Genomic DNA, 26,331 nt, shown 5'->3' on the forward strand with positions numbered 1-26,331 from the left:
GTCACCGGCCAGGATGCGAAGGGAACTGGAGCGCGGGGATGGGCAGTTGACGAGCCGAGTGATCCTGATCTCACCCGCCTTCAGCACGGCGTTGCGGGAGGCCCGCTTCTACGACAACACCCCGCTCGACCCCGCCGGACTGCGCGCCGCCCGCTCGGCCGCGGATGCCTTTCCGGCACCGGGGCGGGTCCGGGTCTCGCCCGGCGTACGGTGCCGCGAGACCGCCGACGCGCTCGGCCTGACGGCCGTGGAGACACCGGAGTTGGCGGGACTGGACGCCGGACGCTGGCACGGACTGAGCCTCACGGAGGTGAGCGCCCGCGAGCCGGAGGCACTGGCCACCTGGCTGTCCGACCCGACGGCGGCACCTCACGGCGGAGAATCCGTACGGGAGTTGTGCACCCGGGTGGGCAGATGGCTGGAGTCGGCGGAATCGGGCCGGCTGACAGCGGTCGTCGAACCGGAGGTGGTGCGGGCGGCGGTGCTGCTTGCGCTCGGCGCCCCGGAGACAGCGTTCTGGCGCGTGGACGTACCACCCCTGACAGCCGTGGAGTTGAGCGGCCGCTCGAACCGCTGGAACCTACGACCGGGAAGACCCCTGGCCGACTGACCGACGAACACCGCACGGGACCGTGCCGACGACCGGGCACAGCACCCCCCTCAGAGGCGCCGGGCCCCTGTCAGCAGGCGGCGGAGCAGCTCCCTAAGGGGCGCGGGGAACTGCGCGACCAGCCACGACGCCGCCGCACCCGAACAACCGCCCCGAACAACCACCCAAGCCGCCGCACCGCCTCACCGCAACGTGGCGAGAAAGTCCGCGCAAGCCCGGACGCAGGTCCGACACGCAGCCGCCGCGCCCGCAGCGGACGGCACCGTGTCAAACGCCTGCGCCGTCTCCAGACAGACCGCCCGACACCACTCCACCTGCACACGAAGACCGTGCTCGTCCTGACGCTCCTCGGACAGCAGCCGGCACGTGGCGTCGCACGCCTCGGCGCACAGAATGCCCCGGCGCCGTACGGACTCCCTCCGCCCGACCCCGTCGAGGAGTCCCGCCCGCACCGCGCACGCGTGGGCGCACTCCGTGCAGGCCTGGGCGCAGCCGAAGCGGTCCTCCAGGAAGCGGATGAGCTCCTGCCGGGATGTAGTCGTCACCACACAACCCGGATAACCGCACCGGCCGCCGCCAAACCGGTCCGGCCGGGCCGACACCCGGCCACGGCACCGAGCGGCGACCGGACGGTCACGGTGCGTGACAGCCGGTTGGCGCCCGGTCGACTCCCGGTTGACGCCCGGATCGGGGGGTATTCGGCCGGTATGGGTACTGCATCGATGCAGCTGGCCGCCAGCGGCCTGCTGAGCATAGGTCTCTTCGTGGTGGCCGTGGCCGTCGTCGCGGTCCTGGCCGGTGGTGCCTGGCTGACCACCCGGGTGCGGGAGACGGAGCTGCCCCGGCCGCGTCCGGAGGAACAGCCGCATCTTCCGGAGGGCGGGGCGGTCCACGAGGTGCTGGAGAACCGGGAGTCCGAGGAGGTGGTCGTGGAGGAAGGCGGCCGTCCGCTCACCCCGTACGAGCTGAGCAACCGGTCGACCCGGCCGAGCCCGGAGACGAAACGGCTGAGGTGGAGCCGGGGCTCCAGCGGATCGTTCGGCGGGGGCGGGCTGGGAGCCCACTAGGACCGGGGCCCACCGGGAGCGAACCCGGCACCCCCTCATCGCGGAACACGCGGAAACGAGCGGAACAAACAAAAACGCAGAACGGCCGGGTGGCCGCCCGCGGCGTAGTGCCACGCCGCGGGCGGCCGCCCGGCCTGGTGACACGCTCCCTGGTGTCACCGGCTGTGAGTCACCTCCAAGGTGTCAGCGGCTGTCGCTCTTGCTGGTGTCGTCGGCCAGGGCCGCGCGGCCGGCCTCCAGACGGGCCGCCGGGATCCGGAACGGCGAGCAGGAGACGTAGTCGAGGCCGGCCTGGTGGAAGAAGTGGATGGACTCGGGGTCGCCGCCGTGCTCGCCGCAGACGCCGGTGTGGAAGCCGGGCTTGACTGCGCGGGCGGAGGCCACGGCCATCTCGACGAGCTGGCCCACGCCTTCCTGGTCGATCGACTCGAACGGCGAGACCGAGAAGATCCCGTGGTCCATGTAGAGCGGGAAGAAGGAACCTTCGGCGTCGTCGCGGGAGAGTCCCCAGGTGGTCTGCGTCAGGTCGTTGGTGCCGAAGGAGAAGAAGTCCGCGGCCTTGACGATCTTGCCCGCGGTGAGCGCGGCGCGCGGCAGCTCGATCATGGTGCCGATCGGGCAGTCGAGCGTCTGGCCGGTCTCCTCGGTGACCTCGGCGAGGACGCGTTCGGCCACCTCGCGGGCCAGCTTCAGCTCCTCGACCGTCGAGACCAGCGGGATCATGATCTCGGCGCGCGGGGTGCCGCCGTCGGCCTGGCGCTGGGCGACGGCTTCGGCGATGGCGCGGCACTGCATGGCCACCAGGCCGGGCACGGCGAGGCCGAGCCGCACACCGCGCAGGCCGAGCATCGGGTTCATCTCGTGCATCCGCTCGACTGCGGTGAGCAGCTCGCGGTCGCGCGGGTCGGGGTCCTCGGTGCGGGCCAGGCGGACGGACAGTTCCACCAGGTCGGGCAGGAACTCGTGCAGCGGCGGGTCGATCAGGCGGATCGTCACCGGCAGCCCGTCCATGGCGGTCAGGATGCCGACGAAGTCCTCGCGCTGCATGGGCAGCAGGGCGTCCAGCGCCTGCTTGCGCGTCTCGTCGTCGCGGGCCAGGATCATGGCCTCGACGAGTTCCCGGCGCTCGCCGAGGAACATGTGCTCGGTGCGGCAGAGGCCGATGCCCTGGGCGCCGAGGGCGCGGGCGCGTACGGCGTCCTCGGGGGTGTCGGCGTTGGCCCGCACCTCCAGACGGCGGACCTGGTCGGCCTCGGTGAGGGCTTCGAGGACGGCGTCGGTGAGACGGCCGGTCGAGGTGCCGGACTCCAGGGCCTCGCCGACGATGGAGGCGGTCAGCGGGAGCGAGCCGAGGTGGACGCTGCCGGCGGTGCCGTCGACGGAGATGACGTCGCCCTCGGAGACCACGACGCCCTCGGCGGTGGTGAACTTCTTGCCCTCGATGTCCACGGTGAGCGCCTCGGCGCCGCAGACGCAGACCTTGCCCATGCCGCGCGCGACGACGGCGGCGTGGCTGGTCTTGCCGCCGCGGCTGGTCAGTACGGCCTCGGCGGCGATCATGCCGGGGAGGTCGTCCGGGGTGGTCTCGCGGCGGACCAGGATGACGTGCTTGCCCTCGCCGGCCCACTTGACGGCCTCGGCGGAGGAGAAGACGACGGCGCCCACGGCCGCGCCGGGCGAGGCGGCCACGCCGTGCGCCAGCGGTACGTCGGAGTTGGTGTCGAAGCGGGGGAACATCAGGCGGGTCAGGGCGGTGCCGTTGACCCGGTTGAGGGCCTCGGCCGCGTTGATCATGCCCTCGTCGCGCAGGTCGCGTGCGACGCAGAACGCCGCCTCGGCGGTGCGCTTGCCGATACGGGTCTGGAGGATCCACAGCTTGCCGCGCTCGACGGTGAACTCCACGTCGCACATGTCGCGGTAGTGGTCCTCGAGCGAGTGCAGGTGGCTCATGAGGGTGTCGTACGCGGCCGGGTCGAGCGTCTTCAGCTCGATCAGCGGCAGTGCGTCGCGGACACCGGCGACGACGTCCTCGCCCTGCGCGTCGGGCAGGTAGTCGCCGTACACGCCCGTGTCGCCGGTGGCGGGGTCGCGGGTGAAGGCGACACCGGTGCCGGAGTCGTCGCCCTTGTTGCCGAACACCATCACCTGGACGTTGACGGCGGTGCCGAGGTCCTCGGAGATGTGCTCGCGCATGCGGTAGATGTGGGCGCGTTCGCCGTTCCAGGAGTTGAAGACCGCCTTGATGGCGCGGTGCATCTGCGTCTTCGGGTCCTGCGGGAACTCCTCGCCGGTCTCCCTCAGGACGATCTGCTTGAACTCGTCGGTGAGGGCCACGAAGTCCTCGGTGTCGAGGTCGTGGTCGGTGGCCACGCCCTTCGCCTCCTTGTGGGCGGCGATGGCCTCCTCGAAGTGGTCGCCTTCGATCCCCATCACCGTACGGCCGAACATCTGCACGAGGCGGCGGTAGGAGTCCCACGCGAACCGCTCGTTGCCGGACACCTTGGCGAGTCCGGTGACGGAGTGGTCGTTGAGGCCGATGTCGAGGATGGTCTCCATCATGCCCGGCATGGAGAACTTGGCGCCGGAACGGACGGACACGAGCAGGGGGTCACCGGCCTCGCCCAGGGTGCGGCCCATGGTGTCCTCGAGACGGGACAGCGCGGCGGCGACCTGCTCGTCAAGCTCCGGCGGCTCCTGGCCGGTCTTCAGGTAGGCCCGGCATGCGTCGGTGCTGACGGTGAAGCCGGGAGGCACGGGCAGTCCCATCCGGGTCATCTCGGCCAGACCGGCGCCCTTGCCGCCCAACAGGTCGGCCATGTCCCGGCTGCCCTCGGCGAATCCGTACACGTACTTGATCGGTGCGCTCATCAGGGCTCGGACCTCTCATTCGTGGGTCACGACGGCCACAGGGCAGCCGGCGTGATGGATTACTGAGTGCGTGACGGGTCCGGTTCGCGGACCCGCAGGTCGTGCGGTGGTACGACGGCCGACGACGACGAGACTCGCCCCCGTGGTCGCCCGGATCAGTGCGGACTGTGCACGCCCCTCGGTCACGGCCGTGGCAACCTCGACCTCGGGGTACTTGTCCCGCCAGACCTGGAGGACGGCGGTGAGGAAGCTCTCCCATTCACCGGCCCGCTGGGGGCCCTCGACGAGCCCGATGTCACCGGGGCCGAGGGCGAACGGAGCGGGCGGCTGCCAGGCGTGCACCACTTTCAGACGGGCCCGCCGGCTGCGGGCGGCCTGGAAGGCGAACTCGATCACCTCGTCGCACGGGCGGGAAAGATCGGCGCCGAGGACGACGTCGCGGTAGCCGGTGCGGGTGGAGGGAGTTCCGTCGTCGGCGGGCAGATGCTCGTCGGCGGGTTCTTCGCCTGCCCGGACGAGGACGACGGGCACGTCGGCCCGTGCGACGACGCCCAGGGCGACGGATCCGACAAGAAAGCCCGCGAGGCCGCTGAGGCCGCGCGAGCCGAGGACCAGGAGATCGGCGCCCTGGGACACCTGGAGCAGGGCCGCTGTCGCGGGCCCCTCGACCTGCTCGTCACTCAGGACGAGGCCGGGACAGAGACGGGCGACGCGGTCCTCCGCCTGGCGGAGCACACGCCGGGCGAGATGCCGGGCGGCGGCGGAGGCGGGTTCGGTGTTCTGGTGGGGGTGCCAGTTCCAGGCATGCACAAGGCGCAGGGAGCGTTCGCGGCGTACGGCTTCGCGGGCGGCCCACTCGGCAGCGGCAAGGCTCTCGGCCGAGCCATCCACTCCGGCGATCACGGGCGAAAGCATGTGCGCACCTCCTGGCGCCGGACTGCTCCGGCTGCACGTGCCTGTTCCAGCATCTTTGCTGGTCCTTTGCCAGCGTCGTGCCAGGCTCGGTATCCAGGTAGGGGCCGCCAGGGACTCTGCCCGGGTCCGTTCGGCCCCCTTCACCCACCCCGTACGGACGATCAAGGCGGGACCGTTCGTCACCCACCGATCCGGAAGGCGACAGTCGTGGAACGAGTGATCATCACCGGCGTGGACGGCTCGGACCTGGGCCGGGCGGCTGCCGGCTGGGCCGCCCGGGAGGCGCTTCGGCGTCGGTTGCCCTTGAGGGTGGTGCAAGTGACTCCAGAGGGTTCGCCCGAATTGTCTCGCAGTGCGGAGGGCGACGCATCCGGGAGCCCGGCGGACCGTTCGGTGGCCGAACTCGCCGGTCGGCACCCGTCGTTGACGGTGCGCAGTGTGCGTCTTCCGGGTGCCGCCGCGGCCGTGCTGCGCACCCTCACCGACCATGCGGAACTGCTGGTCGTCGGCCTGGACAACACCGGCGGCGGGGCCGGGACGACCGCCGCTCTCGTGACCGCGGTGTGCTCCTGTCCGGTGGTGCTGGTGCCCGCCCCGGACCGTCCCGGCCGCACCGGTCCGGTGATCGTCGGGGTGGACGTCCGGGACCCCTCGGACGGTCCGCTCGGCTTCGCCTTCGAGACCGCCCGGCGGCGCCGCGCACCCCTCCACGCGGTGTATGCGTCTGCAAAGGCACGGGATGCCTCGCAAGCGGCCGACCGGCCCCCTTCCGGCCCCGAAGGGGGTCCCGGCGGGGCGGCGGACCCCGAGAGCGGACTCGTACACGAGGTGCTGGACCCGTGGCGGGAGCGCTACCCGGACGTCGCCGTCACCGCCGATGTGGTGCCGCTGCCTCCCGCCGAGGCACTGGCCCGGGCGTCGCACTCGGCGGCCCTGGTGGTCGTCGGCCGCGGCACCGGCGCCACCGCGCACAACCTGCTCGGACGGGCGGAGTGCCCGGTGGCGGTCGTACCGTGAGGTGAGCCGCGAAACGTGGTGCGCGGCGTGATGTGCGGAAGCCCCAAGGCAGCCAGGGGCGTGCCGCAGGTCGTGCCGCGAGGAGTGTCGGCCCCGCTCATGGGTCCTTCGGCCCCTGTGGGGCCACTGCGCGGAAAGGCCACGGTAAGAGCTATGAGGACGAGTTCGGCGTGCACACGGATCGCGGTGGTCGGCGTCGGGAACGAGTTCCGGCGGGACGACGGGGTGGGCTGGGCCGTCGCCGCCCGGCTGCGGGAGCGGACGCTGCCGCCCGACACGGTGGTCGCCACCTGTGACGGCGACCCGGGACGGCTGATCGGCCTCTGGGAGGACGCCGCCCTCGCCATCGTCGTCGACGCGGCCCACGCCCACCCGGGCACCCCCGGCCGGGTGCACCGCCTCGAACTCGACTCCGGACATCTGGCGCCGCCCTCGTCGAGCAGCACGCACGGGCTGGGCCTGGGCGAGGCCGTGGAGCTCGCCGGGGTCCTCGGACTGCTGCCGGAACGGCTCGTGGTGTACGCGGTGGAGGGCGCCGACGGCGACTTCGGCACCGGTCTCACACCGGCCGTCGAGGCGGCGGTGGAACCGCTGGCGGGAGCTGTCGAGGAGGAGATCGTGCGGTACCGGGACACGGCGTCCAGGGGGCCCGCATGAGCGTGCGCCGCTTCCGGGTCGACGGCATCGTCCAGGGTGTGGGCTTTCGGCCGTTCGTCTACCGCACCGCCGCCGAGCTGGGGCTCGACGGCTGGGTCGCGAACGTCAACGGGCATGTGGAGGGCGAGGTCGCAGGACCCGCCCGGGTGATCGAGGAGTTCGCGGGCCGGCTGCGCGCCAACGCGCCCGCGCTCGCCCGGGTGCGCGGGGTGCGGCTGACCGACGGGCTGCCGCGCCAGGTGTGCGGGCCCGGCTTCCAGGTCCGGCACAGCGCCCCCGGTCCGGGCGGCTCGGCGGTACGCGAGGTGCCGCCCGACGCGGCGATCTGCGACGCCTGTCTGCGCGAGCTGCGCGACCCGGGCGACCGCCGCTACCGCTACCCGTTCATCAACTGCACGGACTGCGGCCCCCGCGCCACAATCATCGAGGACCTCCCCTACGACCGGGTCCGCACCACCATGCGCGGCTTCCCGATGTGCTCCGACTGCGAGGACGAGTACACGAACCCCGGTGACCGGCGCTTCCACGCCGAGCCGGTCGCCTGCCCGGTCTGCGGACCGCGGCTGTCCTGGGACGGGCTGTTCGGCGAGGCCGCGCTCGGCGCCGCCGTCGAGACGATCGACGCGGGCGGCATCGCCGCGGTGAAGGGCCTCGGCGGCTACCAGTTGATCTGCGACGCGACCGACCAGGGCGCGGTGGCCGAGCTGCGGCGCCGCAAGCAGCGTCCCTCCAAGCCGTTCGCGGTGATGGTCCCCGACGTGGCGGCGGCCGCCCGGCTCGCCCGCATCGGCGCGACCGAGCTGGCCGCCCTGACCGCGCCGGAGCGCCCCGTGGTGCTGCTGGCCCGCTTCCCCTGGCACGGTGCCTCGCCGCTGGCCCCCGGGGTGCACCCCGGGCTGAGCCGGGTGGGCCTGTTCCTGCCCACCACCGGGCTGCACCACCTCCTCCTCGACATGCTGGCCCGCCCGCTGGTGGTCACCAGCGGCAACCTCAGCGACGAGCCCATCGCCCACCACGACACCGAGGCCCGCGAGGCCCTCGGCCATGTCGCCGACGGCTTCCTCACCCACGACCGGCCCATCCGGTCCCGCTACGACGACTCCGTGGTGACGTTCGCCGGCCGCACCCGCATCACCGTCCGCCGGGCCCGCGGCCTCTCCCCCGCCGCGCTGCCGCTGCCCTCCCGCGAGCCGGTCGCCGGGGCCGGGGCCCAGCTGAAGCACACCTTCACCCTGGCCGCCGACGGCCGCGCCCACGTCGGCCCGCACACCGGGGACCTGTCCGACCTGGCGGCCTACGAGGCGTTCCAGTCGTCGTACGACCAGCTGACCCGGCTCACCGGCATCGTGCCGCGCGTCATCGCACACGATCTGCACCCCGGGTATCTGTCCACGCAGTGGGCCGAGGCGCAGCCGGTGCGCCGTATCCCGGTGCAGCACCATCACGCCCATGTGGCGGCGTGCGCGGCCGAGCACGGGGTGCGCGGCACCTTCCTCGGGGTCGCCTTCGACGGGCTCGGGCTCGGCGACGACGGCACCCTGTGGGGCGGCGAGATCCTGCTCGGCGATCTGGCCGGCTACCGCCGGGTGGGCCGGTTCGCCACGGCCCCGCTGCCGGGCGGCGACGCGGCCGTACGGCATCCGCAGCGCACCGCGCTGGGGCATCTGCTGGGCGCCGAGCCGCTCGGCGCTCAGCCGCTGGGTTCGGCGCGCCCCGACGCACGGCTCGTCCAGCGCTTCACCGACCGGCTCGACCCGTCCGAGCTCACCACCGTACGGGCCATGCTCGACCGCGGGCTCAACTGCCCGCCCGCCTCCAGCGCCGGCCGGCTGTTCGACACCGTCGCCGCGCTGCTCGGCCTGGTCGACGGCCCGGTCAGCTACGAGGCCGAGGCGGCCGTGCTGCTGGAGGCCGCGGCGGGCGACGCGCACGCCGTGCCGCTCGCGCACCGGGTGCTGCGGGTGGACGACGTGTGGGTCTACGACCCGACGCCCACCCTCGCCGATCTGCTGGCCCGGCAGGCCGACGGGGAGCCGGTGGCCCGGCTGGCCGCGGCCTTCCATCTCACGCTGGGCATCGTCACCGCCGACCTGGTCGCCCGCGCGGTCGCCGAAGGCGCGCCGCGCACGGTGTGCCTGGGCGGCGGCTGCTTCGTCAACCGGCGGCTGCTGACCGAGGTCAAGCGCCGACTGCACGCGGAGGGACTGCGCGTCCTCGTCGGCGGGCAGGTTCCCGTCGGGGACGGAGGCATCAGCTACGGCCAGGCGGTCGTCGCGGCCGCGAGGCTCGCCCGGGAGGGGTGAGGCTGTATGTGCCTGGGTATTCCCGGCCGGATCCTGGAGATCCACGACGAGGCGGGGCTCCGTATGGCGACGGTCGATTTCGGCGGGGTGCGGCGGGAGGCGTGTCTGTCCTGCACACCGGAGGCGTCGGTGGGGTCGTATGTGATCGTGCACGTCGGGTTTGCGATCACCGTCGTGGACGAGGTTGAGGCTCGGCGGACGCTGGCGGTTCTGCGGGAGATGTCCGACGCGGTCGCGGGTGAGCTGGGCGAGCCACTGCCGTAGGCCCGCGTTGGTATGGGTCGCCCTTGCGGGGCGGGTGCGGCGCCGTCGTGGCTGGTCGCGCAGTTCCCCGCGCCCCCAAACAGGGTGCTGCAGTCCCCTGCGCCTGAGGCGGCAGCCTCCTTTCGCCGGGCGTTTCGGGCCGGGTCATTGGTGCGGGTCGTGGTGGGCTGGTCGCGCCCACGCGGCGGAGCCGCACATCGATACAGCCCCGCGCCCCCAGGCAGGGTGTTGCAGTGCCCTGCGTCCAAGGCGTGAGCCTTCTTGCTCTGCCGGAAACCCGCGCCTTCCGCCTGCGGGACTGCAACTCCCCAGGGGCGCGGGGAACTGCGCGACCAGCCACGTACGACCTGCACCCGTACAACGGCCCGCACCACATAGACGGCCGCCCCCGAGGGAACCAGTTGGCACTGCTGATAGGGACGGTTGACCCCTGCCGAGGGGACCTGTGGCGGTTCGAGGGTGGAAGGGGAGCGGAGCCTGAAGCGCCCACCTTCGAGGAGGTCAAAGATGACCACCGCAGACCCGGCCGTACTCGATCGCGACGGGCTGGAGGCACTGGTCGTCGCTCTGCTGGCGCAGGGCCGGACGGTCGTGGGGCCCACCGTGCGGGACGGCGCCGTGGCACTCGCCGAGCTGACCTCCGCCGCCCAGCTGCCGTACGGCTGGGGGGTGGAGACGGACGCCGGGCGGTACCGGCTGGTGCCGAGGCAGGACGGGGCGGCGTTCGCGCACAGCGCCGGGCCGCAGTCCTGGAAGTCCTTCCTGCACCCGGCGCGCGAGCGGCTGTGGAGCGCCGACCGGACGCCGGAGGGCGAGGTGGTGTTCGCCGCGGAGGACGCCGAGCCGCCGTCGTACGCGTTCCTCGGGGTGCGGCCCTGTGATCTGCGGGCCGTCGCCGTCCAGGACCGGGTGCTGACCGGCGGGCGGTTCGAGGACAGCGGGTACGGCGCGCGCAGGCGGGACGTGCTGGTGATCGCCGCCGAGTGCACCGAACCCGGCGGGACCTGCTTCTGTGTGTCCGCCGGCGGCGGTCCCGAGGCGGACGAGGGCTACGATCTCGCGCTCACCGAGGCCGTCGACGCCTCCGGTCACCGGTTCCTGGTGCGGGTGGGCAGCGAGGCGGGCGCCCGGCTGCTGGAGCAGGTGCCGCACCGGGCGGCGGACCCGGGCACCGAGGAGTCCGCACGGGGCGCGGTGGACGCCGCGAGGAAGCGGATGGGGCGGGCGCTGCCCGAGGTCGATCTGCGGGCGCTGCTCACCGGCAGCCCCACCGCCGCCCGCTGGGACGAGGTCGCCGGACGCTGTCTGACCTGCGGCAACTGCACCATGGTGTGCCCGACCTGCTTCTGCACCACCACGGAGGAGGTCACCGATCTCACCGGTGACCACACCGAGCGCTGGCAGCGCTGGGACTCCTGCTTCGGCCTGGACTTCTCGTATCTGCACGGCGGGCCGGTCCGCACCTCCGGCAAGAGCCGCTACCGGCAGTGGCTCACCCACAAACTCGCCACCTGGCACGACCAGTTCGGCACCTCCGGCTGTGTCGGCTGCGGGCGCTGCATCGCCTGGTGCCCCGCCGGTATCGACATCACGGAGGAGGTCGCCGCGTTGCAGGCCGAGCACGCGGCGAGGACAGAGACGGAGATCCATCGATGAACCCCGCACACACCCTGCGGATGTCGCACGCCCTGCCCGCCGGGGACCGCGACAGGCTGCTGCGCATCGCGCGCGAGACCGAGTTCCGCCAGGACACCCGGATCTTCGACGAGGGCGGCGCGGCGGACCGCTTCTGGATCGTCCGCGAGGGCACGGTCGCGCTCGACGTGCACGTCCCCGGCCACCGCCCGCCGGTGGTCGAGACGATCGGCGAGGGCGATCTGCTCGGCTGGTCGTGGCTGTTCGAGCCGTATGTGTGGCAGCTCGGCGCCCTGGCGATCACGCCGGTGCGGGCCTACGAGTTCGACGCCGTCGTGGTACGCCGGATGTGCGAGGACGACCCCGTGTTCGGCCGGGACATCGGCGGCTGGGTCTGCCGGGTCCTGTCCAAGCGGCTGAACTCGGCGCGCGCCCGGCTCGTCGACCTCTACGGCACCTACGAGACGAAGGAAGAGCCATGACGGCCGTGCCGGTGCCCCACCGTGTGGTCTCGAGGCAGCAGGAGACCGACGACACGGTCACGCTGCGCCTCGAACCGGTCGGGGCGGCGCTGCCCGACTTCGCGCCGGGCCAGTTCGCGATGGTGCACTGCTTCGGGCGCGGCGAGATCCCCGTGTCGGTGAGTTCCGTGCAGTCCACCGGCGGGCTGGCGCACACCGTGCGCTCGGTGGGCGCGGTCTCCGACGGGCTGTGCGCGGTCCGGGTGGGCGATGTCATCGGGCTGCGCGGCCCCTACGGCACCACCTGGGAGCTGGAGCGGGCGCGCGGCGCGGACCTGGTCATCATGGCGGGCGGCATCGGGCTCGCCCCGCTGCGGCCGCTGATCCTCGCCGTGCTGGCCGAGCGGGAGGCGTACGGCCGGGTGAATCTGCTGGTCGGCGCGCGCACCCCGGACGATCTGATCGCCCGCGATGAGCTGGCGGGCTGGAAGACAACGTACACCGGGGTGATGGTGGACCGGCCCGACCGGCGCTGGCGGGGCGACGTCGGCGTGGTGACCCAGCTGATGGGGCGGGCCCATTTCGCCCCCGAGGTGACCTGGGCGTTCGTCTGCGGGCCCGAGCCGATGATCCGCGCCACCGCCCGTGAACTCGCGCACCGCGGCATCCCGCGGGAGCGGATCCGGGTCTCCCTGGAGCGGAACATGCGCTGCGCCACCGGACACTGCGGGCACTGCCAGCTCGGCCCGCTGCTGGTGTGCCAGGACGGCCCGGTCGTCGACTGGGCAGCCGCCGAACCCCTGCTCTCGGTGAGGGAGTTGTGATGACACCCAAACTCGCCGTGTTCAAACTGGCCTCCTGCGACGGCTGTCAGCTCACCCTGCTGGACTGCGAGGACGAACTCCTCGCGCTGGCGGGCCGGGTGGACATCGCGCACTTCCTGGAGGCGTCCAGCGACGTACGGCCCGGACCGTACGATCTGTCCCTGGTCGAGGGCTCGGTGACCACGCCGTCGGACGCCGAGCGGGTCCATGAGATCCGCGCCGCCTCCCGGCATCTGGTGACGATCGGCGCCTGCGCCACGGCGGGCGGCATCCAGGCGCTGCGCAATCTCACCGACGTCGACGAGTTCCGCCGTACCGTCTACGCGCGCCCCGAGTACATCGAGACGCTCACCACCTCCACGCCCGTCTCCGCCCATGTGGACGTCGACTTCGAGCTGCGCGGCTGCCCGATCGACAAGCGGCAGCTGCTGGAGGTGATCACCGCGTTCCTCGCCGGGCGCCGGCCGGACGTGCCGAACCACAGCGTCTGCTTCGAGTGCAAGCGGCGCGGCACGGTGTGCGTCACCGTCGCGGAGGGCACCCCCTGTCTGGGCCCGGTCACACACGCCGGGTGCGGGGCGCTGTGCCCGGCCTACCGGCGGGGCTGCTTCGGCTGCTTCGGCCCCTCCGGGTCGGTGAACCTGCCCGCGCTGATCCCGCTGCTGCGCCGCGACGGGCTCGGCGAGGACGATGTGGAGCGCTTCCTGCACACCTTCAACACCGCCGCTTTCGAGAAGGAGTTGAGGACATGACGCACCGCGGGTCCCGTGTACTGCACGTCGGTTCCCTCTCCCGGGTCGAGGGCGAGGGCGCGCTGAGCCTGCATGTCCACGACGGCACGGTCACCCAGGCCCAGTTGCAGATCTACGAACCGCCCAGGTTCTTCGAGGCGTTCCTGCGCGGCCGGTCCTACACCGAGCCCCCCGACATCACCGCGCGGGTCTGCGGGATCTGCCCGGTGGCGTACCAGATGAGCGCCTGCGCGGCGATCGAGGACGCCTGCGGCGTGCGGGTCGGCCCGGCGCTCACGGAACTGCGCCGTCTGCTGTACTGCGGCGAGTGGATCGAGAGCCACGCCCTGCACATCTATCTGCTGCACGCCCCGGACTTCCTCGGCGGCGCGAGCGCGATCGAGCTGGCCCGCACCCACCGGGCGGAGGTGGAGCGGGGGCTGCGGCTGAAGAAGGCGGGCAACGCGCTGATGGAGCTGCTCGGCGGGCGCGCCGTGCACCCCGTCAACGTACGGCTCGGCGGCTTCTACCGGGTGCCCTCGCGCACCGAATTCCGGCCGGTCGAGGAGCAGTTGAAGGGGGCACTGGACGACGCTCTGGAGACCGTGCGCTGGGTGACGGGCTTCGACATCCCCGACGCGCACACCGACGCCGACCTGCTGGCGCTGGCCGACCCGGACACGTACGCCATCGAGGGCGGCACCCCGACGGTGGTGCGCGCCGACGGCAGCCGCGGCAGCTTCCCGGTGCGGGACTTCCCCGGCCATGTCGCCGAGACCCATGCCCAGCACTCCACGGCACTGCACTCGCGCCTCGACGGGCGGCTGCATCTCACCGGGCCGCTCGCCCGGTTCGCGGTGGGCGGCCGGCAGCTCTCGCCGACGGCCCGCGAGGCCGCCGTCGGGGCCGGGCTCGGCGATCCGCACCGCGGCGCGGTGTGCCGCAACCCGTACCGGTCGATCCTGGTGCGGGCGGTGGAGGTGGTGTACGCCATCGGAGAGGCGCTGCGCATCATCGACGACTACGAGCCGCCCGACCGCCCGTACGTCGAGGTCCCGCCGCGCGCCGGAACCGGCCACGGGGCGACCGAGGCGCCGCGCGGGATGCTGTACCACCGCTACAGCATCGACGCCGGCGGTATTCTGACGGACGCGGTGCTGGTGCCGCCGACCGCGCAGAACCAGGGCGCCATCGAGGACGACCTGCTGCGGCTCGCCCAGCGCGCGGTGGACGGGCCGGAGCTGACCGACGACGAGCTGACGGCGCTGTGCGAGCGCGCCATCCGCAACCACGACCCGTGCATCTCGTGCTCCACGCACTTCCTGGACCTGACGATCGTCCGCACCCCGGCGGCGGCCCCGCGGGCCGCTCGGGACACCTCAGGAGGCTGTGATGTCTGAATCGCCGTACAACGTGAGCGATGTGATGACACACACCGTCATCGCAGTCGGGCGCGACGCGCCCTTCAAGGAGATCGTCGAGCTGATCGACCAGTGGAAGGTCAGCGCCCTGCCCGTGCTGGCCGGTGAGGGCCGCGTCATCGGGGTGGTCTCCGAGGCGGATCTGCTGACCAAGGAGGAGTTCCGCGACACCGACGAGGGCGATCTGAAGTCCCGGGTGAAGGCGGGCGGGCTGACCGCGGGCGAGCTGATGACGACCCCGGCGGTGACCGTGCACGCGAACGCCTCACTCGCCGAGGCCGCCCGCATCATGGCCCGCCAGCACGTCAAGCGGCTGCCGGTGGTGGACTCCGTCGGGCTGCTCCAGGGCGTGGTCAGCCGCAGCGATCTGCTGAAGGTCTTCCTGCGTTCCGACGAGGAGATCGCCGAGGAGGTCCGGCACGGCGTCCTCACCCAGCTCCCGGCCACCACCTCGGGCCTCTCCGTCTCCGTGACGGAGGGCGTGGTGACACTGGGCGGCACCCTGCCCGACCGGGCGCTGGTGCCGGTGGTCGCCCGCGCGGTGCGGGCCGTAGAGGGGGTCGTGGACATCAGGCTGGATCTGTCCCACCGGTGAGAGCCGGGCGGGTGACGGTGAAAGCGTGACCGTGAAAGACGGGCGGTGACGCCGTGAAGTACCTGGACGAGTACCGCGATCCCGTGCTCGCCCGGCGGCTGCTGGACGAGCTGCGGCGGACCGCGTCCCGGCCCTGGCGGATCATGGAGGTGTGCGGCGGCCAGACCCACACCCTCGTCCGTCAGGGCATCGACGAACTGCTGCCCGCCGGGATGCGGATGATCCACGGGCCGGGCTGCCCGGTCTGCGTCACCCCGCTGGAGACCCTGGACCGGGCCATGGCGATCGCCGCCCGGCCCGGGGTGATCCTGACCAGCTTCGGCGACATGCTGCGGGTGCCCGGCACACACACCGACCTGCTGTCGCTGCGGGCGCGCGGCGCGGACGTACGGGTGGTGTACGCGCCGATGGATGCCGTACGGCTGGCCGCCGCGCATCCCGACCGTGAGGTGGTGTTCCTCGCCGTCGGCTTCGAGACGACGGCCCCCGCCAACGCCACCGCCGTGCTGCACGCCGCCCGCCTCGGCCTCACCAACTTCTCGATGCTGGTCAGCCATGTCCTGGTGCCACCCGCGATGACCGCGCTGCTCGACGACCCGGAGTGCGAGGTGCAGGCGTTCCTGGCGGCCGGGCATGTGTGCGCGGTCATGGGCTGGCGGGAGTACGAGCCGATCGCCGAGCGGTACCGGGTGCCGATCGTGGTGACCGGCTTCGAGCCGCTGGATCTGCTGGAGGGCATCCTGATGGCCGTACGGCAGCTGGAGTCGGGGCGCCACGAGGTGGAGAACCAGTACGCGCGGGCCGTGAGGCGCTCCGGCAACACCGCGGCCCAGGACACCGTCCGCAGGGTGTTCACGGTCACCGACCGGGCCTGGCGGGGCATCGGCGCGCTGCCCGGCAGCGGGCTCGAACTCGCCCCGGAGTACGCCGCTTTCGACGCGGCCCGGCGTTTCGACGTGGGCGGGCTGCGCCCGGTCGAGGACCCCGAGTGCATAGCGGGCGCGATCCTCACCGGGGCGAGACTGCCGACGGACTGCCCCGCCTACGGCACCCGCTGCACACCCCGCAGCCCGCTCGGCGCGCCGATGGTGTCCTCGGAGGGCACCTGCGCCGCCTTCCACGCCGCGGGACGCACCGCGGCCACGACGACCGGGAGCACACCGTGAACCCCGAATGCCCGGTACCGCACCATGAGGACGAGGTGGTCCTGCTGGGCCACGGCGCCGGAGGGCGGCTGACGGCTGAACTGCTGGAGCGGGTCGTGCTTCCCGCGGTGGGCGGCGAAGCGGGCCCCCTGGAGGACGCGGCGCTGCTGCCGGGCCGCCCGGAGCTGGTGATGAGCACGGACAGTTTCGTGGTCAGTCCGCTGTTCTTCCCGGGCGGGGACATCGGGTCCCTGGCCGTGCACGGCACGGTCAACGACCTCGCGATGCGCGGTGCGCGGCCGCTGGCCCTGTCGGTGTCGCTGATCGTGGAGGAGGGCCTGCCGCTCTCGGAACTGCGGGCGGTCATGGGCTCGTTGGGGAAGGCGGCGCAGGACATCGGGGTGCCGGTGATCACCGGGGACACCAAGGTGGTGGGGCGGGGCGCGGCGGACCGGCTGTTCATCAACACGACGGGCGTGGGCGAACGGCACCCGGGACTTTCACCGTCCGCGGCGGCGGCCCGGCCCGGCGACGCGGTGCTGCTCTCCGGTCCCGTCGGTCTGCACGGCACGACGGTGCTGTCCACCCGTGAGGGCCTCGGCTTCGAGGGCGACATCGCCTCCGACACCCGCCCGCTGCACCGGCTCGTCGCCGCGCTGGCTCCGCTGGGCGGCGCCGTGCATGTGCTGCGCGACCCGACCCGGGGCGGGCTGGCGGCCGCGCTGAACGAGATCGCCCGCGATTCGTCGGTCGCCGTGGAGATCGGCGAGCCCGCGGTGCCGGTGCCGGAGGCTGTCGCCGCGGCCTGCGATCTGCTCGGGCTGGACCCGTTGGTCGTCGCCAACGAGGGGTGTCTGGTCGCCTTCGTGGACGCGCCTTCTTCCGACGACGCCCTGAGCGCGCTGCGCGCCCTGCCCGAGGGCGACTCGGCGGTCCGTATCGGCGAGGTGCTCACCGAGGGGCCGCCCGGGCGGGTCACCCTGCGCACGCTGATCGGCGCCCGCCGGATCGTGGAGCTGCCGCTGGGCGAACAGCTCCCCCGCATCTGCTGACCGCGGTCGCGGAGGGTCGCGCTGACCGCGGTCGCGGAGGGCCGCAGGGCGCCATTGCCCTGCGACCTTCGACGACCGCGGTCACACTCCGTTGGGGCCTTGCTCTGTGGCGAGTGCGGGCCGGTGGGGGCGGGGGTTGCGCAGCCCGGCGCTGACGGGGTGCCGCCTGCGCCCACCCGTGCCGCCCCAGCGGCACGACTGCCCGCAGGCTGGGGCGGTCGCGCCGGCCGTGCCCCCGCGCCGGAGGCTCACCGCGAGCGGGGCGGTGAGGGTCCGGTGCGCGGGTCGGGGGTCAGCCTGCGGGGCGGCCCGCTGTTGCGGGGACGCGGTTCGGGAGCATCAGGTCGGACATCGGGCGGCGCGGGGTGGCGCAGAACTGGTTGGCCCGGCCCAGCCGCAGGATGACCTGCGGGAAGCGGCCGGCGGTGATCCTGGTGCGTACCTCCGCGCGGGAATCGGGCAGTTCGAGGGGTTGGGTGTGGAAGGCGGCCCTGATCTGGTGGCCGGAGGCGTACAGCAGGACGCGCTGGAGGGCCTGACCGGCACGGAGCCAGTCGGTGCGGCCGTCGTACGGCGTGGACAGGACGGCGACGGTACCCGTCCCTTCGTTGCGCTTGCGGCCCGGGACGATGTACCGGTGGGCGAGGCCGAGATAGTCGCGGCCGGGCAGCAGCGTGCGGTCGGGGTGGTGGCGGCAGGCCTCGTGCGGGATCCCGAACGGCCCGATGGCCTTCGACACCTCGGCGGACCGCCAGGGATCGTTGCGGTGCACGTCCTCCGCGGTGCGCACCAGTTGGGCGAGCAGTTCCAGCTGCTCCGCACTGTCGATGACCTGGAGCACACCGCCCTCCGCGGTGGCCTGCTCGCGCAGTTCCTCGATCAGGTCCTCGGCCAGCGCCTCGTGCTCGAACGGTCCACGGTGGGTGTGCCGGTGGGCCATCGCGCGGGCCATCATGTCCTCCTCGCGCGACGGCGCCGAGTGCGCGCCGAAGCCCAGGCGGGCCAGATAGTCGAAGTCACCCGGCTCCGGCATCACGTCGACGACCGGCCGGAATCCCAGATGGCGCATCGCGATCCGCGCGTTGAACAGCGCCGCGCCGCAGGCGATCACCATTTCCCGGCCGCCCGGGTCGGCGAGCGTGAGCCTGCGTCCGGCGTCGGCGTGCACCTCGAAACCGCGGTCGCGGCCCTCCTCCGCGAAGTACCACGGCTGGGTGTTGTGCGGGGAGGGCGCCAGGGATGCAGCGCGGGCAAGATGCAGGGCCGCGCGCCCCACGCTCTCCTTCGACACGGTCATGATTCTCCGCCCTTCGTGAACCGTCGTTCCCAGCCTCCCTGGCCCCTGGTCCTGACGACATGGGCCTTCAGTCCCGGGCTCGGGCCTGGGCGTCCCATCCGGGGTACCATTGGGCGGCTTTGCTGGTTTTTGTACCTCCCGTACCGAACAGGCCCGGGTTGTCCGGCCGTTCGGCCCCATGTCAGGGCCGGTCGGCCCTGGGTCACCGTGCCCCCGCAAGCTTGTCTGGTCGTGTCGGAGGAGGATGCCATGTACCGCAGGTATCTCGGACTCTCACCGCGGCCGAACGGCCGCCGACGCGGCACCACCAGGGTGGTCACCGCGGCCCTCGCACTCCCCCTTCTCACCCTCGCCGCCTGCGGATCCGGGGGTACCGGCGCCTCGCCCGGCACCCCCGGGACGTCAGGTGCGCCGAGCACGCCCGGCTCGTCCGCGGCAGGTTCGGGCACGTCCGGCGGAACCTCGGGAGCCCCGTCCGCATCCACGTCGGCGTCCACGGCTCCCGCCGCTCCCACCACCGCGGCCCCCGCCGCGCCGTCACCCACCGTCAGGACCCGTACGGCGGCGGTGTACTTCCTGCACGGCGAGCATGTCTCCGCCGCCCCGCGCACGGTGACCGCGCCGGCCACCGCGACCGGCGCGGTCCGCGCCCTGCTGGCCGGGCCGGACCGCTACGAACGCGCCCACGGCCGTACCACCGCGATCCCGTCCGGCACCGCGCTGCGCTCGCTGACGCTGAGCGGTCACACCGCCACCGTCGATCTGTCCGGCCGCTACGACGACGGAGGCGGCAGCCTGTCCCTGCGGGCGCGGCTGGCCCAGGTCGTGTTCACGGCGACCCGGTTCCCCGGTGTCCAGCAGGTCGCTTTCAAGATCGACGGCAAGCCGGTGAAGTCGTTCGGCGGGGAGGGCGTCGTCCTCGGCGGGCCGGTCGGACGCGCCGACTTCGAGGACCTGTCGCCCGCCGTGCTCGTCGAGTCCCCCATGATCGGCCAGTCGGTGCACACCCCGCTGCGGGTCTGGGGCACCGCCAACACCTTCGAGGCGGTGTTCCGGCTGAGGCTCACCGACGCCGCCGGTCGCACCGCCGCCGACGTCCAGGTCAAGGCGTCCTCCGGGACCGGCACCCGCGGCACCTTCGACGTGACCGTCCCGTACCGGGCCGTCCGCAGCGGGCCGGGGCTGCTGACGGCGTACTACCTGTCCCAGGACGGCAAGCGGGTCACCGTGGACACCGTGCCGCTGACCGTCGGCCGGTGAGGTACCACAGCACCCCGGCGCACGCGACCGCGCCGGGGTGCCGGCTGTGGGGTGCCGTGACGGGGACACGGGTCAGAGGGTCTTCCCCGTCCCCTCACCGCCCTTCTCCTCGCCGCTCCCGCCCTCGATCTCACCGGCGATCTGCTGCGCCCATACCTCGATCTCGGTGAAGTCGCGGAAGTCGCCGGTCATGCCGTTGCGGATGAGCATGTGGGCGACGGCCCCCTTGGTGTCAGCGTCCAGACGGCCGCCGAAGGTGACATGTCCCCGGGCGTCGACCTCGTTCATGGCGCGCCGCACGGCGGACACCGGCGGGATGTCCTTCTCGGACGCCGAGGCGTCGAGCGGGCCGCTGCTGAAGAACCACACCGGCCGGTCGGCCAGGGCGCGGCGGTTGCGCCGTACGAACCGCCGGGCGTCCTTGTGCCAGCGGCCCGCGTACAGCCCGCCGCCGACGACGACCGCGTCGTACGCTGTGACGTCCTTGACGCCGCCCGCCGGAGCGGCCTCGGCCGCGATGCCCTCCTTGGTGAGGACCCCGGCCACCGCCTTGGCGATGTCCGCGGTCGAACCGTACTTCGTCCCGTAGGTCACCAGGACCTTGCCAGTCATGGGGGTCAGCCTCCTCGTGGTCTCGTCGTCCGTGCCGATGTCCGTGTCGATGTCCGTGTGGCGGTCCGTGTCGACGTCCGTGTCGCTGCTCGCGTCACAGCCCGCGCAGCCAGTGGTCCGCGACGCCGTGCATCGTCTGTTCCTCGGGCTGGATGCGCGAGTCGTCGAGCCGGTAGGTGAGCTTGCCCACGACCGCCACCACGCCGTCGATCTGCCGGGTCATGGAGACGGCGATCTCCGTCTCGCTCTTGCGTTCCATGTGGCCGGTGAGCGTGACGACGCCCTCGGTCACGCTGACGTCGACACTGCGGGCCGGCAGCCACAAGGCGCGCATGAGCACGTCCTCGACGACCTCGGTGCGGATGTCCTCGTCGGACCGCAGGAAGACGCTGAGCAGGTCGCGCCGGGTGACGATGCCGACGAGCCGGTCCTCCTCGTCGAGGACGGGGAGCCGTTCGACATGGCGCTGGGCCATGACGCGGGCGGCCTCGACGATGGTGTCGGCGGCGTGCACGGTGACGGCGGGGGCGGTCATCAGCTGTCCCGCGGTGCGGGCGTGGGCCTTGGCGGCCTGCCGGCGCGCGGCGGGCGTCAGGTCGGCGAGGCGGAATCGCTTCTTCGGGTCGTAGGGGTCGGGCAGATCCGCCTGCCGCATCATCAGATCCGTCTCGGAGATGACCCCGATGACCTTCTCGTCGTCGTCCACGACCGGCAGTCCGCTGATGTGGTACTTGCCGAGCAGCCGTGCCACTTCCTTGAACGGAGTGCCGTAAGCGGCGCGGACGACCTGCGTGCTCATCACGGAGCCGACCTTGTTGTGCCTCATGGCTGTTCCCTCCTCAGCGAAGCCTGCGCAGGTAGGGGTCCTGCGGCCGGCGCGGCAGCAGGCGTACGCGTGCGTCGAGCACGGACACTCCGCCCGGTGTCGCCAGTACGGGGTTGAAGTCGGCCTCCGCGAGCTGCGGCAGGTCGCCCGCCATGCGGGACAGCCGCAGCAGGAGCCGCTGAAGGGCCTGGAGGTCGACGGGGCGGCCGCCGTCCGCGCCGAACAGCAGCGGGGCGCAGCGCGGGGCCGTGATCAGGTCGTGCACGTCGTGGTCGGTGAGCGGGGCGAGCCGGGCGGCGTGATCGGCGAGCACCTCGGTGGCGGTGCCGCCGAGCCCGAACAGCACCAGCGGTCCGAAGACCTGGTCCTGGACGACACCGGCGAACAGTTCGGTGCCGCGGTCGGCGAGCGGCTGGACGACCACGCCGGTCAGCAGTCCGGCGAAGCGGGTCTCCAGGTCGCGGTAGGCGGCGCGGACCTGGAAGTCGCCGCGCAGGTCGAGGTGGACGGCGTGCTCGGCGGTCTTGTGCAGCAGTCCGGGCCAGTGGCCCTTCAGGACGACACGGCCGTCGGCGCCCTGGAGCCGCTGGGCGGCGAGGACGGCGGCGTCCTCCGTGTCGGCCCAGGCCCAGGGGAGCTGGGGGATGCCGTAGCAGTCGAGGAGTTCGGCGCACACCCGCGGTTCGAGCCAGCCGCCGTCCGGATGCCGGTCGAGGTACTCGTCAACGACGGCGTGGGCGCGCTCGGTGTCGACGTCGTCGAGCTGCGGCAGCGTCCCGGCGGGGCGGGCGAGCCAGGCGGCGCGGCGGGCGGCGTGGGCCAGTGCGCGGGCGGCGGCCTGGGAGTCGGCGTAGGAGGGGATGCTGCCGCCGTCGGCGGCGGGCAGCAGCTCGACGGACCGGTCCTGGGCGAGGCGTACGGCGACCACGGGCCGGCCACGGCGGCCGGGCGCGCGGGTGATGGCGCGGACCAGGTCGTCGCCGGTGGCGGCGGAGACCGCGGTGGGCACGAGGACCACGAGCACGGCGTCGGTGCCGTCGTGGTCGAGGACGCGATCCACGCACTCCTTGAGCTGTTCCTCGGTGACGGCGGCGGTGGCGTCGACGGGGTTGCCGATGCGGGCCGTGTGCGGCAGGACGGCGCGCAGGGCGTCGGCGAGCGGCGCGGTGGGCACCGGCAGGGTGAGGCCGGCCTCGGCGCAGGCGTCGGCGGCGAGGACTCCGGGGCCGCCCGCGTTGGTGACGACGGTGACCCGGGGTCCGGCGGGCAGCGGCTGGGAGTGCAGCAGGGCGGCGGTCTCCAGCAGTTCGGCGACGGAGCGGGTGGCGGTGATGCCGGCCTGCGTGAACAGGGCGCCGCGGGTCATGGTGCGGGTGGCGGCGGCCGCGGTGTGGGAGGCGGCGGCGCGGCGTCCGGCGTCGGTGCGTCCGGCGTCGACGGTGAGCACCGGGATACGGCGGGTGACCCGGCGGGCGGTGCGGGAGAAGGCGCGCGGGTTGCCGAAGGACTCCAGGTGCAGCAGGGCGAGGTCGGTACGGCAGTCGCTCTCCCACCACTGGAGCAGGTCGTTGCCGCTGACATCGAACTTGTCGCCGAGGGAGACGAAGGTGGACACGCCGATGCCGAGCCGGGACAGCCCGTCGAGCAGGGCGATGCCGACGCCGCCGGACTGCACGGCGACGCCCGCGCTGCCGGGGCGGGGGTGGTCGGCGGCGAAGGTGGCGTCGAGGCGGATGCCGGGGTCGGTGTTGGAGACACCGAGGCAGTTGGGGCCGACCAGACGCATGCCGTGGTCGCGGCAAGTGGCGAGGAGGGCCTTGTTCTGCACGGCGTCGAGCCCCGCGGTGACGACGAGGACGGCCTTGACGCCCGACTTGCCGCACTCCTCGGCGACGGCCGGGACGACCGCGGCGGGTACGGCGAGGACGGCCAGGTCGGGGGTGACGGGCAGGGCGCCGACGGAGGGGTAGCAGGGCACGCCGAGGATGGAGTGGGCGGCGGGGTTCACGGCGTAGACGCGGCGGGTGAAGCCGCCGGTGTGCAGATGGTGCAGGACGGCGCGGCCGACGGAGCCGGGCCGGCGTCCGGCGCCCACGACGGCCACCGCTTCGGGCCGCAGCAGCGGGCGGAGGCTCGCGACCTCGGCGGCACGGCCGCGTTCCTCCACGGCGGTGAGGTAGCCGTCGCTCTCGTCGAGGCTGATGGTGCAGCGCACCTCGGGGCCGTCGAAGCGGCGGGCCATGCGCAGTCCGAGGTCGGAGAAGAGGCGCAGCACCTCGCGGTTCTCGCTGAGCGCGTCGGCGGTGAAGGTGCTGATGCCGTCGGCGCGGGCGGCGGAGATGAGGTGTTCGACGAGCAGGGTGCCGACGCCGCGGTGGTGGAGGGCGTCGGCGACGGCGATGGAGATCTCGGCCTCGTCGCCGCTGCCGCCGGTGTCGTACTCGGCGAGCCCGATGACCCGGCCCTCGCGTTCGGCGAGCAGGGCCCGGTAGCCGGGGCGGCGGGTGCAGGCGCGGTCGGCGGCGAGCTGGGCGGAGCGGCGGCTGGCGGAGAAGAACCGCAGCCGGAGGTTCTCCGGGGACATCTCCTCGTAGAGGCCCTGGAGCTGGTCGTGGTCGCCGGGTTGCGCGGTGCGGATGCACACGATGGTGCCGTCCGCGAGCAGTGCGTGGACGGGGGGCCGGCTGAGCGCGTCTGACGTCATCGCGGATCTCCTCCACCTGTCGGGACACTATGAGCGTCCCGCCCGTCGGGTACGGCCCCCATGGGCTGTACGGGCGCCTCATGTGGGCCGTCCGGCCCTCACCTGTGCGCCCGGGCGTGTCGGTGCCGTTCAGGGGCCGTTCGGGGGCCTGCGGCAGGGCAGTTGGGCGGGGCGGGGGGTGCCGGGGGTGCGTGGCTCGGCGCCGGTCAGTACGGTGGCGTCCAGGTGTTCGACCTTGGGAACGGACGGCCCGGCGGCCGGGCGGCACCGCCCGGCGGCGAGAGCCGACGGCTGTGGAGGCGGCATTTTGGCCGGCAAGAACGCGGCGGCACTGCCGCGCAAGGTGTACGAGCGTGAACTGCTGCGTCTTCAGACGGAGCTGGTGAAGGTCCAGGAGTGGGTGAAGGCGGAGGGCGCCCGGCTGGTCGTGGTCTTCGAGGGCCGGGACGCGGCGGGCAAAGGCGGCACGATCAAGCGGGTCGCGGAGCATCTCAATCCGCGGGTGGCGCGGATCGTGGCGCTGCCGAAGCCGACGGAGCGCCAGCGCACCCAGTGGTACTTCCAGCGGTATGTGGAGCATCTGCCCGCCGCCGGGGAGATCGTGCTGTTCGACCGCAGCTGGTACAACCGGGCCGGGGTCGAGCAGGTGATGGGCTTCTGCACCAAGGAGGAGCACCAGCGGTTCCTGCGGCAGTGCCCGATCTTCGAGCGGATGCTGGTGGAGGACGGGATCCTGTTGCGCAAGTACTGGTTCTCGGTGAGCGACACGGAGCAGCAGGAGCGCTTCCGGCGGCGTCTCGACGACCCGGTGCGGCGCTGGAAGCTGTCGCCGATGGACCTGGAGTCGATCACCCGCTGGGAGGCGTACTCGCGGGCGAAGGACGAGATGCTGGTGCACACCGACATGTACGACGCGCCGTGGTTCGTGGTGGAGAGCGACGACAAGCGGCGTGCGCGGCTGAACATGATGGCGCATCTGCTGTCCTCGGTGCCGTACCGCGAGGTGCCGCCGACCGTGCTGGAGCTGCCGCCCCGGCCGCCGTCGACCGGCTACGAGCGGCCGCCGCGCGATCTGCAGAACTACGTCCCCGATCACGCGGCGAGCCTTAAGGTCTGAGCGCTCTCGCGGGCGGGCCGGTGGATACGGCCCGCCCGCGGGCCCACTCGCGGTGTGGCCCCGCCCGTCGGGTCAGTCGCGGTGCGGTACGACGGCCACCGGGCACGCGGAGTGGTGCAGCACCGCGTGCGCGACCCGGCCGAGCTGGAGCCCGAACGCGGCCTCGCGCCGGGTGGTGCCGATCACCAGCAGATCGGCGCCGTGCGAGAGGTCGACCAGGGCACGGCGGGCGTGGCCCTCGACGGTGCGCCGGACCACCTCGATGTCGCCGGGGGCGTCGGCGAGCGCCGCCTCCAGGATCGCGGCGGCCTTCTCCTCGTGCTGCCGGGCGGGTTCGCCGGCCATCAGCGGATGGTCGGTCGTCTCGTGCGCCGGGCAACGCCACACCCGTACGGCCTCCAGGGGCACCCCGCGGCGGCGTGCCTCGTCGTAGGCGAAACGCACCGCCGGGGACTGTTCGCCCCCGTCGCCGACGGCGAGCAGGACCCTGCCGTACGTGCCGGGGACGGCCTGGTTGTCGTGGCTGCCGCGCAGCACGACCACCGGGCAGTCGGCGTGCGAGGCCACGGTGAGGCTGACCGAGCCGAGCAGCAGCTCGGCGACACCGCTGCGGCCCCGGGTGCCGACCACCAGGAGGGCGGCGTCCCGGCCCTCGTGCACCAGGGCGTACTCGGGTTCCTCGGGGAGCACCTCGGAATCGATCTCCAGCTCCGGACGGCGTGCCCTGGCCCGCTGTTCGGCGCTCTCGACGATGTCGTTCGCGCGGATCTCCTCGGGGGACTTCTCCAGCTCGCCCGCGAAGGCCTTGCCCTCGTAGCGTTCCCACAGGTCGGCGTAGACCAGCCGCAGCGGCAGACCGCGCAGCGCGGCCTCGTCGGCGGCCCAGTCGACGGCGCGCAGGCTCGGTTCCGAGCCGTCGACGCCGACGACCAGCGCCGGGGTCATCTCCG

General features: G+C 73.1%; 24 protein-coding genes. 16 read left to right on the plus strand and 8 right to left on the minus strand.

Features of this window, described 5'->3' with window-relative positions:
• The first annotated feature begins 46 nt into the window (after window positions 1–46).
• A complete protein-coding gene (locus tag ACSYGN_RS39325; protein WP_460405313.1) occupies window positions 47–610 on the plus strand; it encodes a histidine phosphatase family protein in 564 nt (187 codons plus the stop codon).
• A gap of 182 nt (window positions 611–792) precedes the next feature.
• Here ACSYGN_RS39325 and ACSYGN_RS39330 read toward each other — a convergent pair whose 3' ends face one another.
• On the minus strand, window positions 793–1,155 hold the full coding sequence (locus ACSYGN_RS39330; RefSeq protein ID WP_460405316.1) for a ferredoxin: 363 nt from the start codon (window positions 1,153–1,155) through the stop codon (window positions 793–795).
• Window positions 1,156–1,317: 162 nt separating this feature from the next.
• Here ACSYGN_RS39330 and ACSYGN_RS39335 point away from each other — a divergent pair, with 162 nt between their 5' ends.
• Complete coding sequence (locus ACSYGN_RS39335) at window positions 1,318–1,677, plus strand: DUF6479 family protein (RefSeq protein ID WP_460405318.1); 360 nt, start codon at window positions 1,318–1,320, stop codon at window positions 1,675–1,677.
• Window positions 1,678–1,860: 183 nt separating this feature from the next.
• On the opposite strand, the gene ppdK is transcribed toward ACSYGN_RS39335, so the two are convergent.
• Together ppdK and ACSYGN_RS39345 are read right to left on the minus strand one after the other, a co-directional pair.
• On the minus strand, window positions 1,861–4,545 hold the full coding sequence (gene ppdK, locus ACSYGN_RS39340; protein WP_460405320.1) for a pyruvate, phosphate dikinase: 2,685 nt from the start codon (window positions 4,543–4,545) through the stop codon (window positions 1,861–1,863).
• Window positions 4,546–4,560: 15 nt separating this feature from the next.
• On the minus strand, window positions 4,561–5,460 hold the full coding sequence (locus ACSYGN_RS39345; protein ID WP_460405322.1) for a universal stress protein: 900 nt from the start codon (window positions 5,458–5,460) through the stop codon (window positions 4,561–4,563).
• 207 nt (window positions 5,461–5,667) lie between these two features.
• Here ACSYGN_RS39345 and ACSYGN_RS39350 point away from each other — a divergent pair, with 207 nt between their 5' ends.
• The 12 genes from ACSYGN_RS39350 to hypE all read left to right on the plus strand — a co-directional run bounded on the left by ACSYGN_RS39350 (window position 5,668) and on the right by hypE (window position 17,565).
• On the plus strand, window positions 5,668–6,477 hold the full coding sequence (locus ACSYGN_RS39350; protein ID WP_460405324.1) for a universal stress protein: 810 nt from the start codon (window positions 5,668–5,670) through the stop codon (window positions 6,475–6,477).
• A 153-nt stretch (window positions 6,478–6,630) separates the two neighbouring features.
• Window positions 6,631–7,134 carry a hydrogenase maturation protease gene (locus ACSYGN_RS39355; RefSeq protein ID WP_460405326.1) on the plus strand — a complete coding sequence of 168 codons (504 nt, stop codon included), beginning with the start codon at window positions 6,631–6,633 and terminating at the stop codon, window positions 7,132–7,134.
• On the plus strand, window positions 7,131–9,437 hold the full coding sequence (gene hypF, locus ACSYGN_RS39360; protein WP_460405328.1) for a carbamoyltransferase HypF: 2,307 nt from the start codon (window positions 7,131–7,133) through the stop codon (window positions 9,435–9,437). Before ACSYGN_RS39355 ends, hypF begins: the two co-directional genes overlap by 4 nt.
• Window positions 9,438–9,443: 6 nt before the next feature.
• Window positions 9,444–9,701, plus strand: coding sequence for a HypC/HybG/HupF family hydrogenase formation chaperone (locus tag ACSYGN_RS39365; protein WP_460405330.1), 258 nt, complete (start codon window positions 9,444–9,446; stop codon window positions 9,699–9,701).
• Window positions 9,702–10,208: 507 nt separating this feature from the next.
• On the plus strand, window positions 10,209–11,357 hold the full coding sequence (locus tag ACSYGN_RS39370) for a 4Fe-4S dicluster domain-containing protein (protein WP_460405332.1): 1,149 nt from the start codon (window positions 10,209–10,211) through the stop codon (window positions 11,355–11,357).
• Window positions 11,354–11,818 (plus strand): Crp/Fnr family transcriptional regulator, encoded by a 465-nt coding sequence (locus tag ACSYGN_RS39375; protein ID WP_460405334.1) that lies wholly within the window; start codon window positions 11,354–11,356, stop codon window positions 11,816–11,818. The genes ACSYGN_RS39370 and ACSYGN_RS39375 overlap by 4 nt, the downstream gene beginning before the upstream one ends.
• Window positions 11,815–12,621: an FAD/NAD(P)-binding protein gene (locus tag ACSYGN_RS39380; protein WP_460405336.1), complete on the plus strand. Its 807-nt coding sequence runs from the start codon at window positions 11,815–11,817 to the stop codon at window positions 12,619–12,621. Before ACSYGN_RS39375 ends, ACSYGN_RS39380 begins: the two co-directional genes overlap by 4 nt.
• Window positions 12,621–13,373: an NADH-quinone oxidoreductase subunit B family protein gene (locus tag ACSYGN_RS39385; protein WP_460405338.1), complete on the plus strand. Its 753-nt coding sequence runs from the start codon at window positions 12,621–12,623 to the stop codon at window positions 13,371–13,373. Before ACSYGN_RS39380 ends, ACSYGN_RS39385 begins: the two co-directional genes overlap by 1 nt.
• Complete coding sequence (locus ACSYGN_RS39390) at window positions 13,370–14,752, plus strand: Ni/Fe hydrogenase subunit alpha (protein WP_460405340.1); 1,383 nt, start codon at window positions 13,370–13,372, stop codon at window positions 14,750–14,752. Before ACSYGN_RS39385 ends, ACSYGN_RS39390 begins: the two co-directional genes overlap by 4 nt.
• Window positions 14,745–15,368, plus strand: coding sequence for a CBS domain-containing protein (locus tag ACSYGN_RS39395; RefSeq protein ID WP_460405342.1), 624 nt, complete (start codon window positions 14,745–14,747; stop codon window positions 15,366–15,368). Before ACSYGN_RS39390 ends, ACSYGN_RS39395 begins: the two co-directional genes overlap by 8 nt.
• A 53-nt stretch (window positions 15,369–15,421) precedes the next feature.
• The gene (gene hypD / locus ACSYGN_RS39400; RefSeq protein ID WP_460405344.1) at window positions 15,422–16,534 is read left to right on the plus strand and encodes a hydrogenase formation protein HypD; all 1,113 of its coding nucleotides are present in this window, start codon (window positions 15,422–15,424) and stop codon (window positions 16,532–16,534) included.
• Window positions 16,531–17,565, plus strand: coding sequence for a hydrogenase expression/formation protein HypE (gene hypE / locus ACSYGN_RS39405; protein WP_460405346.1), 1,035 nt, complete (start codon window positions 16,531–16,533; stop codon window positions 17,563–17,565). The genes hypD and hypE overlap by 4 nt, the downstream gene beginning before the upstream one ends.
• Before the next feature lie 292 nt (window positions 17,566–17,857).
• On the opposite strand, the gene ACSYGN_RS39410 is transcribed toward hypE, so the two are convergent.
• Window positions 17,858–18,862, minus strand: a complete 1,005-nt coding sequence (locus ACSYGN_RS39410) for an Acg family FMN-binding oxidoreductase (RefSeq protein WP_460405348.1) — start codon at window positions 18,860–18,862, stop codon at window positions 17,858–17,860.
• A 249-nt stretch (window positions 18,863–19,111) separates the two neighbouring features.
• On the opposite strand from ACSYGN_RS39410, the gene ACSYGN_RS39415 reads away from it, so the two are divergent.
• Window positions 19,112–20,122: a GerMN domain-containing protein gene (locus ACSYGN_RS39415; RefSeq protein WP_460405350.1), complete on the plus strand. Its 1,011-nt coding sequence runs from the start codon at window positions 19,112–19,114 to the stop codon at window positions 20,120–20,122.
• Between the two features lie 72 nt (window positions 20,123–20,194).
• Here the strand turns inward: ACSYGN_RS39415 and ACSYGN_RS39420 are convergent, their stop codons facing one another.
• The 3 genes from ACSYGN_RS39420 to ACSYGN_RS39430 all read right to left on the minus strand — a co-directional run bounded on the left by ACSYGN_RS39420 (window position 20,195) and on the right by ACSYGN_RS39430 (window position 24,264).
• Entirely contained in the window at window positions 20,195–20,734 is a 540-nt protein-coding gene (locus ACSYGN_RS39420) for a flavodoxin domain-containing protein (protein WP_460405352.1), read from the minus strand.
• A 94-nt stretch (window positions 20,735–20,828) separates the two neighbouring features.
• Window positions 20,829–21,560 carry a CBS domain-containing protein gene (locus ACSYGN_RS39425; RefSeq protein ID WP_460405354.1) on the minus strand — a complete coding sequence of 244 codons (732 nt, stop codon included), beginning with the start codon at window positions 21,558–21,560 and terminating at the stop codon, window positions 20,829–20,831.
• A 13-nt stretch (window positions 21,561–21,573) separates the two neighbouring features.
• Window positions 21,574–24,264 (minus strand): bifunctional acetate--CoA ligase family protein/GNAT family N-acetyltransferase, encoded by a 2,691-nt coding sequence (locus tag ACSYGN_RS39430; protein WP_460405356.1) that lies wholly within the window; start codon window positions 24,262–24,264, stop codon window positions 21,574–21,576.
• A gap of 307 nt (window positions 24,265–24,571) precedes the next feature.
• Here ACSYGN_RS39430 and ppk2 point away from each other — a divergent pair, with 307 nt between their 5' ends.
• Window positions 24,572–25,381: a polyphosphate kinase 2 gene (ppk2, locus tag ACSYGN_RS39435; protein WP_460405358.1), complete on the plus strand. Its 810-nt coding sequence runs from the start codon at window positions 24,572–24,574 to the stop codon at window positions 25,379–25,381.
• Between the two features lie 72 nt (window positions 25,382–25,453).
• Here the strand turns inward: ppk2 and ACSYGN_RS39440 are convergent, their stop codons facing one another.
• On the minus strand, window positions 25,454–26,326 hold the full coding sequence (locus ACSYGN_RS39440; protein WP_460405798.1) for a universal stress protein: 873 nt from the start codon (window positions 26,324–26,326) through the stop codon (window positions 25,454–25,456).
• Window positions 26,327–26,331: the final 5 nt, after the last annotated feature.

The sequence above is a fragment of the Streptomyces sp. YIM S03343 genome (assembly GCF_054729195.1).